This is a genomic window from Qipengyuania aurantiaca, from assembly GCF_019711375.1.
Taxonomy (GTDB): Bacteria; Pseudomonadota; Alphaproteobacteria; order Sphingomonadales; family Sphingomonadaceae; genus Qipengyuania; species Qipengyuania aurantiaca.
Map to the genome: position 1 here is coordinate 2,341,824 of NZ_CP081295.1, position 14,623 is coordinate 2,356,446.

The 14,623-nt window shown below is 60.4% G+C and carries 12 protein-coding genes; 5 read left to right on the forward strand and 7 right to left on the reverse strand.

All coding sequences use genetic code 11. The annotated features are described in order from the left end of the window. Nucleotides 1-8 precede the first annotated feature (8 nt). The 3 genes from K3148_RS11445 to K3148_RS11455 all read right to left on the reverse strand — a co-directional run bounded on the left by K3148_RS11445 (nucleotide 9) and on the right by K3148_RS11455 (nucleotide 2,655). Nucleotides 9-938 (reverse strand): lysozyme, encoded by a 930-nt coding sequence (locus K3148_RS11445; protein WP_247711563.1) that lies wholly within the window; start codon nucleotides 936-938, stop codon nucleotides 9-11. Nucleotides 939-1,128: 190 nt separating this feature from the next. Next, nucleotides 1,129-2,304, reverse strand: a complete 1,176-nt coding sequence (locus K3148_RS11450) for a GGDEF domain-containing protein (protein ID WP_221424903.1) — start codon at nucleotides 2,302-2,304, stop codon at nucleotides 1,129-1,131. 147 nt (nucleotides 2,305-2,451) lie between these two features. After that, nucleotides 2,452-2,655 (reverse strand): hypothetical protein, encoded by a 204-nt coding sequence (locus K3148_RS11455; RefSeq protein ID WP_221424904.1) that lies wholly within the window; start codon nucleotides 2,653-2,655, stop codon nucleotides 2,452-2,454. Nucleotides 2,656-2,758: 103 nt separating this feature from the next. Here K3148_RS11455 and uvrA point away from each other — a divergent pair, with 103 nt between their 5' ends. Continuing rightward, nucleotides 2,759-5,674 (forward strand): excinuclease ABC subunit UvrA, encoded by a 2,916-nt coding sequence (gene uvrA / locus K3148_RS11460; RefSeq protein ID WP_221424905.1) that lies wholly within the window; start codon nucleotides 2,759-2,761, stop codon nucleotides 5,672-5,674. A 216-nt stretch (nucleotides 5,675-5,890) separates the two neighbouring features. Here uvrA and K3148_RS11465 read toward each other — a convergent pair whose 3' ends face one another. Beyond that, nucleotides 5,891-7,054, reverse strand: a complete 1,164-nt coding sequence (locus K3148_RS11465; protein WP_221424906.1) for a hypothetical protein — start codon at nucleotides 7,052-7,054, stop codon at nucleotides 5,891-5,893. 21 nt (nucleotides 7,055-7,075) lie between these two features. Next, on the reverse strand, nucleotides 7,076-7,345 hold the full coding sequence (locus K3148_RS11470; protein ID WP_221424907.1) for a hypothetical protein: 270 nt from the start codon (nucleotides 7,343-7,345) through the stop codon (nucleotides 7,076-7,078). Nucleotides 7,346-7,737: 392 nt separating this feature from the next. On the opposite strand from K3148_RS11470, the gene K3148_RS11475 reads away from it, so the two are divergent. Next, the gene (locus K3148_RS11475) at nucleotides 7,738-8,682 is read left to right on the forward strand and encodes a hypothetical protein (RefSeq protein ID WP_221424908.1); all 945 of its coding nucleotides are present in this window, start codon (nucleotides 7,738-7,740) and stop codon (nucleotides 8,680-8,682) included. On the opposite strand, the gene K3148_RS11480 is transcribed toward K3148_RS11475, so the two are convergent. Further along, complete coding sequence (locus K3148_RS11480) at nucleotides 8,679-9,191, reverse strand: septal ring lytic transglycosylase RlpA family protein (RefSeq protein ID WP_221424909.1); 513 nt, start codon at nucleotides 9,189-9,191, stop codon at nucleotides 8,679-8,681. The genes K3148_RS11475 and K3148_RS11480 overlap by 4 nt on opposite strands. Before the next feature lie 900 nt (nucleotides 9,192-10,091). Then, complete coding sequence (locus K3148_RS11485; protein ID WP_221424910.1) at nucleotides 10,092-11,306, reverse strand: argininosuccinate synthase; 1,215 nt, start codon at nucleotides 11,304-11,306, stop codon at nucleotides 10,092-10,094. 162 nt (nucleotides 11,307-11,468) lie between these two features. On the opposite strand from K3148_RS11485, the gene K3148_RS11490 reads away from it, so the two are divergent. The 3 genes from K3148_RS11490 (at nucleotide 11,469) to K3148_RS11500 (ending at nucleotide 14,462) form a co-directional block, all read left to right on the forward strand. Further along, entirely contained in the window at nucleotides 11,469-12,782 is a 1,314-nt protein-coding gene (locus K3148_RS11490) for an acyltransferase family protein (RefSeq protein ID WP_221424911.1), read from the forward strand. Between the two features lie 58 nt (nucleotides 12,783-12,840). Then, a complete protein-coding gene (locus tag K3148_RS11495) occupies nucleotides 12,841-13,467 on the forward strand; it encodes a hypothetical protein (protein ID WP_221424912.1) in 627 nt (208 codons plus the stop codon). Between the two features lie 134 nt (nucleotides 13,468-13,601). Further along, complete coding sequence (locus K3148_RS11500) at nucleotides 13,602-14,462, forward strand: DUF7946 domain-containing protein (protein ID WP_221424913.1); 861 nt, start codon at nucleotides 13,602-13,604, stop codon at nucleotides 14,460-14,462. Nucleotides 14,463-14,623: the final 161 nt, after the last annotated feature.

Below are 14,623 nucleotides of genomic sequence, written 5' to 3' on the forward strand. Positions count from 1 at the left end.
TAGCCTTCCTAGCTGGATACCGAACGCGATGTGGAAACCTCGCGGGGGTCCTCGTAGCTGGCTTCCATAAAGATTTTCGCCCGGCGTTCCGAACGGAATTCCAGTCCGCGGGCGACTTTGCCGGCGGCATGGGTATAGTCGAGTTCGGCAGCGATGCCTTCGTAATCGGCCGCGTTGATGGCGGCGTTCAGACGCGGGCTCTCGCGGTCCGACACATTGCCGAGGCCCACATTGTAAACGAGGTCGAGCAAGGCATCGAACTCGTGCTGGTACAGCGGTAAATCGCCCACAAGGATGCGGACGCCGCGCTCGGCTGTCTTGAGGTCGTCTTCAAGAAAAGCAAGCACCTGTTCGTCGCTGATGCGGTCGCCCACGCGAAGATTGTCTGCCGGGCGGATGAGGTGGCCGACGCCCACGGTCGGGTAGCCGGCGACATCGCGGTAAACGGTGTAACGCACGCCTTCCTCTTCGATCAGCGCCTGCTTGAATTCGTCACTGGCGGTCAGCAGGGCGGCGGGCTTACGCACCTCTTCCATTTCCACCGCGCTGATGGTCACGGCAGGCGTCACGGTCGGCTTCGCCTTCTGGGTTGGCGGACCGGTGAAGGCGGCAAGGCTCATGGCTCCCGCCCCCATGAGGAGCGATGCGCGTTTGCGCGTCGAAAGGCGCGGTTTGACCTTGTAGACCTTGGCGGCCGCCTGGCGTGCGCGCTTCAGTTCGCGGCGATGGTCGCGATGACGGCGGATGCGCTGGAGGAAGGATTTGGCACCCTTCTGCTCGCCTGCATGCGGGGTGGAAGTCCATTTTTCGTTGTCGAGCGGGCGGTCGAGTTCCGCCATGATCGCTTTCAGTCGCTCGCTCTGGAGCGAATTGATCTGCGATTGCCTGCTGAGGGTGGCGGACGGCGACGAGCCCGGTTTTCTTTCATTGTCTGACATGAATTCGGTGCGCCTTGTATTCTGCTATTCGAGACCGGAACGGCGCGGTTTCGCCCTCCGGTCGCCCAGCCGTGTCTTTGCGAAAACGCGCATAGAGGTGGGCGTGTATGCTTAAGGAACGGTCGGGGAGGGCACTTGGGTCCACGCTTCACCGCCGCTGCAGAACAGATGGCGGTCGGACGGTGCACGCTCAGGCGGCGGCCTGCACCCGGTTGCGGCCTGCGTTCTTGGCCGCGTAACACGCCGCATCGGCGCGCTGGAGAGCTTCATCGAGCTCTTCGCCCGGATGCCAACGCGCGATGCCGATGGAGGCTGTCGTTTCGAGAGCTCCGATATCGGCAGCCGCTGCGGAGATTTGCGTAATATCGCCCCGCAGCGCCTCGGCCACGCGGCGCGCGGTGTCGCAATCGGTGTCTTGCAGGAGGGCGACAAACTCCTCTCCGCCGAGGCGGAAGGCCATGTGGCCGCTGCCTTTCATGCCGTCCAGCCTCGCGCCGATGGCATCAGCTGCTGCCACCAGCACACGATCGCCGGCCGAGTGGCCGAATTTATCATTGATGCTCTTGAACCGGTCGAGGTCGATCATCAGCACCTGCCGCAGGCCCCCGTCGGCGGCTCTTTCGCGCTGCTCGAACAGCTTGCGGCGGTTGTATAACCCGGTGAGCGGATCGCAGGCCCCGAGGTATTCCGCCTTGGCCAGCGCTTGCGCCAAATCCTGCGAGAGCAACCGGTTTTCCACCAGCACGGCGGCTGAAGTGATGATGTGCTCCCCGGCGTTGTAGGCGTACATGCGAATGCCAGCGACGGTGATCGCTGCCACGGCGATGATCCACATATTGGCTGTCGATGCCAATTGGCTCGGGACAATCACGCACATGGTGAGGAAGAAGCTGGCGAGCATCATGTCCCGTGGTCCCCGCATCGCAGCCAGCGTGGTCGAAATGAGTGTGAGTGCGACGAGCACGACGCAGCCAACAAGCAATTGCGCGGCAAACGGCGTGCCTGCGGGTGCGGGCAGCAGCAGCATTGCGAGGGTGAACCCCGTCAGCCCCATTGCCAGCATCATGCGTCGATGCGGCCAGGTCGTGCGCCTGTTCTCGCGCACCGCGAGATTGAGCAGCGCAGCCGCACGGCGGGTGAAAGTGAAGGACGCCAAGCGCAGGCCGAGCAGCAGGTAGAAAGGCCCCGGCAAGGCGTAGAAAGCGAAGGAGAGGGCGAGTAGGGCCATGGCAAGCAGGCTGCTGCTGAGCGAACGCCGCTCGCGCTCCAGCATGGCGAGCATAGTCTCCTGCTGCACCGCGCGCGGATCGACATCCGGCGAAGCGCCGGCACGATCGGTCGGTCCAGAATGCGGCTCGTGCGCCATGATTTTGTGCAAGTCCTCCCCCGCTATCCGGCAGGCTAGCGGGAAAACCTTAACAAAACCGAAGCGCCTGTTAACTTTCGCATGGCATTGCACACATTCTGGCCCGTGATCGCTTCTAAAGCACGAAGTCTGCGCTGGTCAGATCCGTCACCCCTTAGAGCGCGATGATGAAGTCGGCCGAACCGTCGTTGTCGGTGCGCCTCCGAGAAAGGTGTTGCCGCCCGCGACATAGCTGACCAGCTCGCCCACCGTGCCGGTAAAGGCGCCGCTTGCGGTGAAGCTAAAGGCATCGTCCTCGCCGCCTGCTACCGCGTCGATGGCGGACAGGTCGACGATAAGCATTCCGATCATCTGCCGGTATTTTCGAAGGGTGGGACCTCGCAATCCGGGATTACGTTCCTATCTGAGACACCTCCCTTGACCACTGCGAACAATTCGGGAACACGCTCCCTCCATGGCACTTACCAAGATCTCCGTCCGCGGCGCGCGGGAACACAATCTTAAGGGCGTCGATATCGAACTGCCGCGCGATAGCCTCATCGTCATCACGGGGCTGTCCGGCTCGGGCAAGTCGAGCCTTGCCTTCGACACCATCTATGCCGAGGGGCAGCGGCGCTATGTCGAGAGCCTGAGCGCCTATGCGCGCCAGTTCCTGGAGATGATGCAGAAGCCCGATGTCGAGCATATCGACGGGCTCTCTCCCGCGATCTCGATCGAGCAGAAGACGACGAGCCGCAACCCGCGTTCGACCGTGGCCACGGTGACCGAGATCTACGACTACATGCGCTTGCTGTGGGCGCGGGTGGGGGTGCCGTATTCGCCCGCCACTGGACTGCCGATCGAGGCGCAGACGGTCTCCAACATGGTCGACCGCGTCATGGAACTGCCCGAGGGCACGCGGCTGTATTTGCTCGCGCCGGTGGTGCGCGGGCGCAAGGGCGAATACCGCAAGGAACTGGCCGAGTGGCAGAAGGCGGGCTTCACCCGCGTGCGCATCGATGGGGAGATGTACCCAATCGAGGAAGCGCCTGCGCTCGACAAGAAATTCAAGCACGACATCGAGGTGGTGGTCGATCGCCTCGCGGTGAAGGAAGGCATCGAGACGCGCCTCGCCGACAGTTTCGAGCAGGCCCTGAAGCTGGCTGATGGGCTCGCCTATGTCGACCTCGCCGACGGCGTAGTGCCCGGACGCGAGGACGAGGGCGCGTCAGGCGGCGCGATGAAGGGCGCTGGCCTGCCCGCCAACCGCATCGTGTTTTCGGAGCATTTCTCCTGCCCGGTCTCCGGCTTCACCATCGAGGAGGTCGAGCCGCGCCTGTTCTCGTTCAACGCGCCGCAGGGGGCCTGCCCGACCTGTGACGGTATCGGCGAAAAGCAGCTGTTCGACCCGCAGCTGGTCGTCCCCAACGAGGCGCTCAGTCTGAAGAAGGGCGCGGTGGTGCCCTGGGCGAAGAGCAACCCGCCGAGCCCCTATTACATGCAGGTCCTCGCCAGCCTCGCGAAGGAATACGAGTTCGACCTCACCACCCCGTGGGAAGATTTCGACAAGGAAATCCGCGACATCATCCTCTACGGCACCAAGGGCCGCGCCATCCCGCTCACCTTCAAGGACGGGCGCAAGCAATATACGGTGAAAAAGCCGTTCGAAGGCGTCATCGGCAACCTCAACCGCCGCATGCTGCAGACCGAAAGCGCGTGGATGCGCGAGGAGCTGGCCAAGTTCCAGACCGCGCAGCCGTGCGAGACATGCCATGGCAAGCGCCTCAACGAGAAGGCGCTGGCGGTGAAGATCGACGGCACCGACATCGCCACGCCGACCAAGATGAGCGTGGCCGATGCGAAGGACTATTTCCTGGGGCTCCCCGATGCGCTGAACGACACACAGCGGCAAATCGCGCACGCCATCCTCAAGGAAATCAACGAGCGGCTAGGCTTCCTCGACAATGTCGGGCTTGACTACCTCAACCTCGACCGCACCAGCGGCACATTGTCCGGCGGGGAGAGCCAGCGCATCCGCCTCGCCAGCCAGATCGGCAGCGGTCTTTCCGGAGTGCTCTACGTGCTCGACGAGCCCAGCATCGGCCTTCACCAGCGCGACAACGACCGGCTGCTCGAAACCCTCAAGCGCCTGCGCGACCTCGGAAACACCGTGATCGTGGTCGAGCATGACGAGGACGCCATCCGCACCGCCGACCACGTGGTCGACCTCGGCCCCGGCGCGGGCGTGCATGGCGGCGAAGTGGTCGCGCAGGGCACGCTCAAGCAGGTGCTGCGTTCAAAGAAGTCGCTCACCGCAGACTACCTCACCGGCCGCCGCGAAATCGCCGTCCCTGCCACCCGCCGCAAGGGCAACGGGCACGCGCTCACCGTCCACGGCGCGCGGGCGAACAATCTGAACAACGTCACCGCCTCCATCCCGCTCGGCACCTTTACCTGCATCACCGGCGTCTCGGGCTCGGGCAAGTCGTCCTTCACCATCGACACGCTCTACGCCTCCGCCGCGCGCCAGCTGAACGGCGCACGTGTGGTCGCGGGCGCGCACGACAAGGTCACCGGCCTCGAATATTGCGACAAGGTGATCGAAATCGACCAGTCGCCCATCGGCCGCACCCCGCGCTCCAACCCGGCGACCTACACCGGCGCCTTCACCCAGATCCGCGACTGGTTCGCCGGCCTCCCCGAAGCGCAGGCGCGCGGCTACAAGCCCGGCCGCTTCAGCTTCAACGTCAAGGGCGGCCGCTGCGAGGCGTGCCAGGGCGACGGCCTCATCAAGATCGAGATGCACTTCCTGCCCGACGTCTACGTGACCTGCGAGGAATGCGGCGGCAAGCGCTACAACCGCGAAACGCTGGAGGTGAAGTTCAAGGGCCACTCCATCGCCGACGTGCTCGACATGACGATCGAGGATGCGGAAGGCTTCTTCAAGGCCGTCCCCCCGATCCGCGACAAGATGCACATGCTGAACGAGGTGGGGCTGGGCTACGTCAAGGTCGGCCAGCAGGCGACCACGCTGTCAGGCGGCGAGGCGCAGCGCGTGAAGCTGGCCAAGGAACTGTCCAAGCGCAGCACCGGCCAGACGCTCTACATCCTCGACGAGCCCACCACGGGCCTCCATTTCGAGGATGTGAGGAAACTCCTCGAAGTGCTCCACCGCCTGGTGGACCAGGGCAATTCGGTGGTCGTGATCGAGCATAATCTCGACGTGATAAAAACAGCCGACCACATTCTTGATCTCGGTCCGGGCGGCGGCGTGCGGGGCGGGGAGGTTGTTGCGCAGGGTACGCCGGAGGAAGTGGCCGAAATCGAGGGATCCTATACCGGCCAGTACCTGCGTCCAATGCTGGCGCGCCAGAAGGAAGCCGCCGAGTAGCAACGGAAGCCGGCCCCCGCGCAAGCGGGGATGGCCGAGGTGGCGGAGCGCTATGCGGGGCAGTATCTCAAGCCGATGCCTGTGCTGCGGCAGAAATTGAATAGAAGCGCATTTGCTCTGAACCTGAAGAGGGATAATTCTTGCGTGTGTTTAACTAAAGTCTGCAGTTAATAAAATCTTAGATACCAACCATCCATTGACTATATAATAATCGCATTAATCATCTTCGACCTGGTCTTCGACTTTCTTTGATTTGGTGCTTTCGAATACATAGAAGTCTTCTTCGAAAACCTCCGCATAAGTTTCGCGAAATTTCTCCTTCTCGCGTACCCAGTGGAAAACCGGCCATACTTTATAGTCTGAGCGAGAAATCTTAGCTTCATCAGACAATTTTTTCATCAGTTCGCACACTCCATCGACGTTTCCGCAGACGGCCCGCTCGCAAATCTGAAATTCGTACGAAGAATTTTCCCAATCGTATCGCTTGAGCGCGTTTTCTGATTTCTCAATCTCATCCAGAAATCGGTATGCATTCGCGAGATTGATGACCATCATGCGCCGAATGCGTTCTGGACGATCCTCGCTTTCCCAGTCCACCAGTGCTTCCAGAAGTCGGCTAGCCAGCGTATAACGTTTATCTCGAATGCTCTGAAATGCTGCTGCATTCAGAGCGGTATAGGCCTCTTCAAAGTTAGACTTATCGAGCCTTATCCAAATATTCCAAATGAAGACTAGTAAGAAGTAAACCAAGTGGTCGGTGGATTTTCGGAGGTACAGCGAATCGAGGCTGACATTTTCCCCGATTTTGAGCATCGAATCTTTGGGGCAGGAAGCGGCTTTGCAATTTTTCTGGTAAGTGGCGTTCGTCACTTTAACGCCATGCGCGATTAGATTACGACGCTCAAAGACTTCGATAAACTCTCCCCACTGTGGATAATGTTCGGTGATAGAGAAACCGAAAAGTGATTCAAATTTCTTGATTTGTTCCTGATGGCTATCCCAGAGAATTTTTTCTACTTCGTTTTCGACCGCATAATTTAGGAATTCGGCGAAAGAAGAAGCCTTGAATATTTCACTGGCACTATAAGAGCGCTGACTGTTTGTAATTCTTTCTGGCCGGTAAAGCAGAGCCTGCTTCGCTATATCGGATATGAGCGCGTCAAAAGTTGAAACGATACTCAGAATGACGGCATTCGGCATGACTTTGAAAGCCTTCCGAAGTTTAGCGGCTGTATCGACAACAGTCGCGATGTGGTCAAATTGCTGGTCGTTTATTTCGTATATGCTACTCCCTTCGAATTTTTCGACGAATTTATATTCGCTCAGTTTTGCGATTATATCTTTCTGGATCCTGCCTTTCGAAAGTGTGGGAGCCATCATCGTCGAGTAATATGAAAGAACCTAGTACGGAAAAAGTTCTGAAATCGCTTTCTCAATGAGTTGTGGGAACGGGGAGGGTGAAGACGTGCCGCCCTCTTCGCTGGACGAAGTTTTGTCACCTGAGGCCTCGCTGTCTTCTTGATCGCTTGCCTCTTCGCCCACTTCGTTCGACTCTTCCGTCGCAATTTGATGTGCTTCTTCAATCGACAGCGCGAGGAGCGGATAAGGATCGTCCGCCTCATTATTAACTACAATATAGAGCTTTTCGGGTTGTACATTTTCTTCAGCCATTCTCTCAAGTTAGCAGTTCATTCTGAGACCAGAAAGGATGATAGGTGTTTGTTCCACAATGCGTGTGCATAGACGGCGGCGATTTTTTCGGCAGCGCTTCAACGATGCTGTCCTACTTCCCGACCAATCTATAACTAAACCGGTTCACTCAAACCCATGAGGTGAACCATGAACTCTGTTTTTTGTTTGCGCCCTCAAACGCCGGGCGGAGCGCATCCGCGTCGCTTGGGTTGGCACTTCGTGCCTTCTCCGCCTTCGGCTCCGAATCCCTCGCATAAGCTCGGGCGGCCGTGCAGGTGGCCTTTGACCAGCTGCGTCTTCGACTTCGCTTCCGGCCTTGCCTCGCCTGGCGGCTCGGTGATTTCGCCAGCCAGCAGCGTGGGAGGTGTCGCATGAATGCGCTTGTGACTGTGGAGCAGGCCCCCACCGCCGGTCCTCACGGGGAGGGGCACACCCTCTTCTCGCCCCGGCGGCAGGCCAAGTTTCTCCAGCACCTCCAATTGTTCGGCAATGTCCGGCTCGCGGCGAAGGCGGCGCGGGTTTCGGCTCAGACCGCCTATCGCCAGCGGCGGGCCTCTCCGGCCTTGCGCAAGGCGTGGGATGCGGCGCTGCTCGCGGCGCGGGACCACGCCGAGCAGGTGCTCGCCAGCCGCGCGCTCGACGGATGGGAGGAGGCAGTGTTCTACCACGGGGAGGAGGTGGCGCGCCGGCGCCGCTATTCCGACCGCCTGCTGCTCGCCCACCTCGCGCGACTTGACCGGCTGGAGGAACGCGAGGAGGTCGCCGATACGCTTCCCCGGCTCGACACGCTTATCGACCGGTTGAGGGACGGGCGGGCGCTCGAGGAAAATCTACCCCAGGACCGTGTTCCACCTGTTCCATCCTGTAGGGAAGGCCCGCCCGCGAAGGCCAACGGGGCAGCCGGGCAGGGATCCGGCGCGTACCGTCAGGCGGACGATCCGCTCGACCGGCCCTGCGACTGCATCGGCGCGGGGAAAGACGGTGGCGGGTCTGCGCACTGGCGAATGGGAACGCATGGGCCGGAGCCGGTGGCCAACACCTGCGGCGACGGGCCCTGCTGCAATGATCCGAGCTGGCCTGAATGCCGCGCCTGCCCGCACTTCCCTTCGGTCGAGCGCATGATGCACGAAATGGAGGAGGCGCGACCCGAAGATGCGCCCGACCCGCAGCTGATGGGCAGCCCGTCGGAGGTCGACGATTGCCAGACCAGCGCGTTCGTCGCGGGCGATCGGGACTGGTGGCGCTATGGCGCAGGATTCGTCCGGTGGCAGAAAGACGGGGAGGGCGAGTGGTACTCACCCATTGATGGAGCCTAGTCGAGCAGCGCGAGTTCCACCGTTCCATGGCCCCTGCTGACGATGCCGATTTCCTCGGCGGCGGCGCGGCTGAGGTCGATGGTGCGCCCGTGAGAGAAGGGCCCGCGGTCGTTGATGCGCACGACCACGCTCTTGCCGCTGTTGGGATTGGTGACGAGGACTTTGCTGCCGAAGGGCAGGGTGCGGTGCGCGGCGGTGAAGCCGTGCATGTCGAACCGCTCGCCATTGGCGGTGCGGCGGCCGTGGAAGCGCTTGCCGTAGTAGGAGGCGACGCCGCTGCCGAGCGAGGTGGTGGCGGGTTCGGCCTCAACCGGCGGCTCGAATGTGTCGAGGTCGACCGCTTCAGGGCCGGGCGCGGGGGTGTCGGGCAGCTCGCGATAGGGCGCGAAATGCGAAGTAAACGTCGGCTGGACGATGGCGGTGCTCTCGCTTTCCTGCGAGTGACCGGCGGTACTTGGCAGCGCCAGGGCTGCAAGAAACATTACGCTGCGAAGCGTTCGATTGGCCATGAATGGACCTCCCGTTTGGTTCGGGAGGCTATAGGGCAAGCTTTGCGGAGAGTCGTTAACGCGCCCGTCGACTGCCCCGTTTTGGCCACGATTCAACGCGCGAAATCGAAGGGCAGTCAGATTTTGTGGGTCTCGGGCGCACCAGGCACAAGATGCAGAGAGATACCTTCCGCATGGCAAATGGGGCCGGCATCGCTGCCGACCCCACTCTCACCGATGCGTGGCCGAGTTCCTTCATCCGAAGATCAAGGGACGCAGACTTGGCATCCGATGTTTTCCCTTCCGTTCCGTCCGAAGACTTCCCTTCCGGTTCTATCACCGGCGCTCGCACCGGCATCCGGATCTACCCTCCGCTCGGCCCGGTGTCGGTCGCGTCGCGATCCGAAGATCGTTCGCTTACCTTGCCCAGCCGCGCTTCAACGGGCGGTTCCGCAGCCATGCTTTCCGTTGGTGGCGGGAGGCTCAAACGGTCACATCGCCTTGAAAGTCCGAAGACCTTTATACGACGCCACCTTCGCACATCCTGCCGGGTTGGCCTGGCTCGCCTTGGAAAACCTTTGCACTTCCGTCATCGACCCGCCTTGCGTCCGGTGTGAACCTTCGGCACGAGGGTCTCGAAAAGCGCGCGGACAGATCCCGCGGCGTCTTCCCGGTTTGGAATTTCTCACTGCTTTCAAGCCGTTAAGCCGTCCAGAGGAGAAGTTTTCTTCGCCGTTCCGATGACTTGAAGCTGCGCCCGCTTGGCCGATTCTTCAAGCTGTCAAACCTCGACTTATCCACTTTCCACGCATTTCGTTGTGGAGGAGAGTTGATAACTCAACCACTCACCGCAGAATTTTGAACGCGCACGGCGCATCAGGCGCAATTTTCCGCCTCCGCGCGCCAAATGTAAGAAATTTCCTACCGGTCGCGCTTGGCGAGCAGGCGCAGGCGGAGCGCGTTGAGCTTGATGAAGCCTTCGGCATCCTTCTGGTCGTAGGCGCCCGCATCGTCCTCGAAGGTGACGTGCGCTTCGGAGTAGAGCGAGTTGGCCGACTTGCGGCCCACCACCATGGCGTTGCCCTTGTAGAGCTTCAGCCGGACGGTGCCGCTGACCTTTTCCTGGCTGAGGTCCACCGCGGCCTGCAGCATCTCGCGCTCGGGGCTGAACCAGAGGCCGTTGTACACCAGTTCGGCGTAGCGCGGCATGAGCTCGTCCTTGAGATGCGCCGCGCCGCGATCGAGCGTGATCTGCTCGATACCGCGATGGGCGCGGGCGTAGATCTCGCCGCCCGGGGTTTCGTACATGCCGCGGCTCTTCATGCCGACGAAGCGGTTCTCGACGAGGTCGAGGCGGCCGATGCCGTGTGTGCGGCCGAGATCGTTCAGCGCGGTCAGCAGTTCCGCCGGGCTCATCGCTTCGCCATTGAGCGAAACGCCATCGCCCTTCTCGAAACCGATCTCGATATATTCGGGCGTATCGGGCGCGTCCTCGGGGTGGTCGGTGCGCGAATAGACGTAGTCGGGCGTCTCCTCCCACGGATTCTCGAGCACCTTTCCCTCCGACGAGGTGTGGAGGAGGTTCGCGTCGGTCGAGAAGGGGCTTTCGCCGCGCTTGTCCTTGGGGACCGCAATCTGGTGCGCTTCGGCCCAGGCGATCAGCGCGGTTCGCGAAGTCAAATCCCATTCGCGCCACGGGGCGATCACCTTGATGTCCGGGTCGAGCGCATAGGCCGACAGCTCGAAGCGCACCTGGTCGTTGCCCTTGCCGGTCGCACCGTGGGCGATGGCGTCGGCGCCGGTCTCATGCGCGATCTCGACGAGGCGCTTGGAGATCAGCGGGCGCGCGATGCTGGTGCCGAGCAGGTAATCGCCTTCGTACCGCGCGTTGGCGCGCATCATCGGGAAGACGAAATCGCGCACGAATTCCTCGCGCAAATCCTCGATGAAGATGTGTTCGTCCGGAATGCCCATCGCGCGGGCCTTGGCGCGCGCCGGTTCGATTTCCTCGCCCTGTCCGAGATCGGCGGTGAAGGTCACGACCTCCAGCCCGCGCTCCACCTCAAGCCACTTGGCGATGACGGAAGTATCGAGGCCGCCGGAATAGGCGAGGACGACACGCTTGATATCGGACATGGAAAAGCACCTTTCGACTGTGGCCGCGCCGCTAGCAGCCGCGCAGGCGCGCTGGCAATCAAGAAGCGCTAGGCGGGGGGAAAGTCGCGCGCGGTAACTGTATCTTGACGCACGCGCGGCTTAACACTGGGGCGCAAGGCAGGAGGGACGCGGGTTATGGGGATGTGGCACAAGGCACGGTCGCTGGCGGAGCAGGCGCCGCAGACACGCAACCGCTATGTCGATTTCCTGCGCGCGCTGTCGATCCTGGCGGTGGTAGTCGGCCACTGGCTGGTCGCCGCACCTTATATCGGGGCGGATGGCGAGGTGGTCGGAGGGCATTTGCTCGGCATCCTGCCGTGGACGCAGTGGCTCACCTGGGGTTTCCAGGTCATGCCGATCTTCTTCCTCGTCGGCGGCTATTCGAACGGGGTGAGCTGGGCCTCGACCCGCGAAAGACAAGGCCATTATTCGGACTGGTTCGCCAGCCGCATCCAGCGCCTCATCAACCCGGTCTTCCCTGTGCTGCTGGTGTGGGCCGCCTTCGCCTTTATCGCCACGCAAGTCGGCATGGCGCGCGAGACGGTGCGCATGGCGGTGTTCCTCGCGCTGATCCCGGTGTGGTTCCTCGCGGTGTACCTGCTGGTGACCGCACTCGCGCCGTTGACGTGGAAGCTGTGGGAGAGGCTGGGCTGGGGCAGCGTGGCGTTCTTCGTCGCGGGGGCTGTGGCGATCGACTGGCTGACGCTCTCGGCGGACGTGCCCTACGTTAACTTCCTCAATTTCCTCTTCGTGTGGCTGGGTATCCACCAACTGGGCTATGCGTGGCAGCAGGACAGGCTCGGGCAGGGGAGGGCGCTGGCGCTGTTCCTTGGCGGTCTCGCCGCGCTGGTGGGCCTCACTATCTGCGGCCCCTATCCCATCGCCATGATCGGCGTGCCGGGGGCCGAGATCACCAACTCCATGCCGCCGACGCTCGCGCTGCTGGCGCTGGGCGTGACGCAGACGGGGCTGGTGCTGGCGCTGGAGCCGTGGGGCAGGAAACTGCTCGACAACCTCACATTCTGGACCGCGACGGTGCTGATGAACGGCATGATCATGACCGTCTATCTCTGGCACCTGACAGCTTACGTGCTGGTGATGGTCGCTGCCTGGGCGGCCGGAGGCGTGGGCCTGCGCGTAATGGCCGGAACAGCCGAATGGTGGTGGAGCCGCCCCGTCTGGTTCGCGCTCTACATCGCCGCGCTGCTCCCGCTGATCGCCATCTTCGCCCGCTACGAGCGCGGGATGGGAGCCGCCAAGCGCGAGACCCCGGTCCCGCATCTTCGCCTCGTGATCGGCATGATCGCGATCTGCGTCGGCCTAGCCATGACCGCCGCCATCAGCATCGCCAGCCCCGAGGGCGTGACCGGCGTGCGCCTATGGGTCGTGGCGTTGCCGTTTGTCGGCGCAGCGCTGGTTGGCTTCGGGCCGGTCTATCGGTGGGTGCGGGGGTAGCCACCCGAGGGGATAGCCAAATGAGAAGGAATGAATTGTGCCGGTAATCTTTGGGAACATGATGATCATGTCGATAGCGGCAGTCCTATTTATAGGGGCTTCACACGCATATTTTTACCGGGATCGATCAGAGAAGGCCAAGCGCATCGGTCAATATGTGGCAATTCTCATAGGCGGAGTTGGTTTAGTCGGTATTTTTTATAGCTCGGCAGGGGACCGTGCACGCTTCGAATTGGAGATGCTTGAGTATGACAAGTTCCGCGCTCAGCAGGATGTGCTGAGAGCAGTGGACTACGTAGCGGAGTTCGCTTGTGGTGCCGAACGGGTCCGGTCCGAATTTTCACCGTCAAATTTTGATCAAATTGTCGCCAGCGAAGCGGCTGCTTGCGAAGCGGGGACCTTGTTGAAGATTGAGTCGCCCGAATGGTTCGAACATGAAAACTCAATAATTGTCCGAAGTCGTCCCGATGCTCAAATCTCGGACGAGATTTTCCTCGAACCGTTCCAACATCTCGACAAGCAGATAACGCAGTACAATCTGATTCAGGATGATCGTGGGAAAAACCTGAAAGTCTTGCGGCAAAGCGATATCGAAATCTTGATGAAGATACTCGGGCCCTATGCTGCAATATTGGCTTTTGCTCTCGGGTTGGGGGCTACCTGCTTCGCCGTTCGAGAAATGTAGTCAGACTTAGCATAATTCGCGTTTATCGATCCTGTGGATGAGCCGTACTATTATCCCGAGATATTGAACTATTTACTATAGGTTCAATTCGTATGTGGATACGTGCGGCCGAGGTGCTGGGATGGGGGCAAACTATGATTGATTTTGAACTGACTTTCGAGGGCGGCGAAGCTGATAAGGGCTCGCTTGAATTTTACGACGCATCGAAAGCGCTAGCGGAATTTCAACGATCTTTAGCCCTGACGACGCACCTCGTTCTCCATGGTGAAATCATCACTCAGGCACCCTCTGCAAAAGGGTTCCAGATATTTGTCCCGCCCTTCGAAGAGGGGAGTTGGAAAACAAAAGCTAAGGTGCTGATCGGCGGGGCATTTCTTGTCGGTTCTGTAGGAAAGGATTCGCCAGTCGGCCACATGGTGACGTCGGTGTATGACTTGGTGCTTCAGACAACGATGGGCTTCTCTGCAGACTACGACAAGACCCTTCAAGAGCTTTATTTGGACACCCAGAAAAACAAGATAGGTGATGGCAAGATCGACAGCCTTTGTGAGAAGGTTGAAACGAGCGTGGCCGATATGCATCGTCCTATCGTTGCTTCTAAGACTGCGACGAGAGCTCAGATCACTCGATGTGACTATCAGAACGTCGATGTCGGACCCCTTATGAGTCCGCTAACCTATGAGTACGTGAAGCAAACTAAACGTGAAGAAGACGAGAACGAGATCGTCGGTTACGTCTCAAGCTACAACATCAACACATACACCGGTCGCATCTACTCAGTTGAAGAAGATCGACCGATCCCATTTGAACTTCACGACGAACTTAGGGACAAAAAGACCATTGGCCTGATAACTCGTAGCCAGCATTTTAACGGGCAAAACCCATTTGATGAAAGAGCTCTCATCACGTTCATTTGCAACCGATTGGTCAGCGCAAATGGCAAAGTAAAGCGGTTGATTGTACTCTCAGTCCATGAAGGTGATGCGAGTGGTTGAATCCAAGCGTGTCTTGTTGGCGTGGAAGTAGCCAGCAACGTTAGAGAGCGATTTCCTACACCCTTGTGAGGGCGTATGATCGAGAAGCTCTTTCAAACCGTCCATCCTCACCCACAAGGCCCCGCAAGGTGCATTGCGCTCGGCCCCGAAGAAAATTCCCC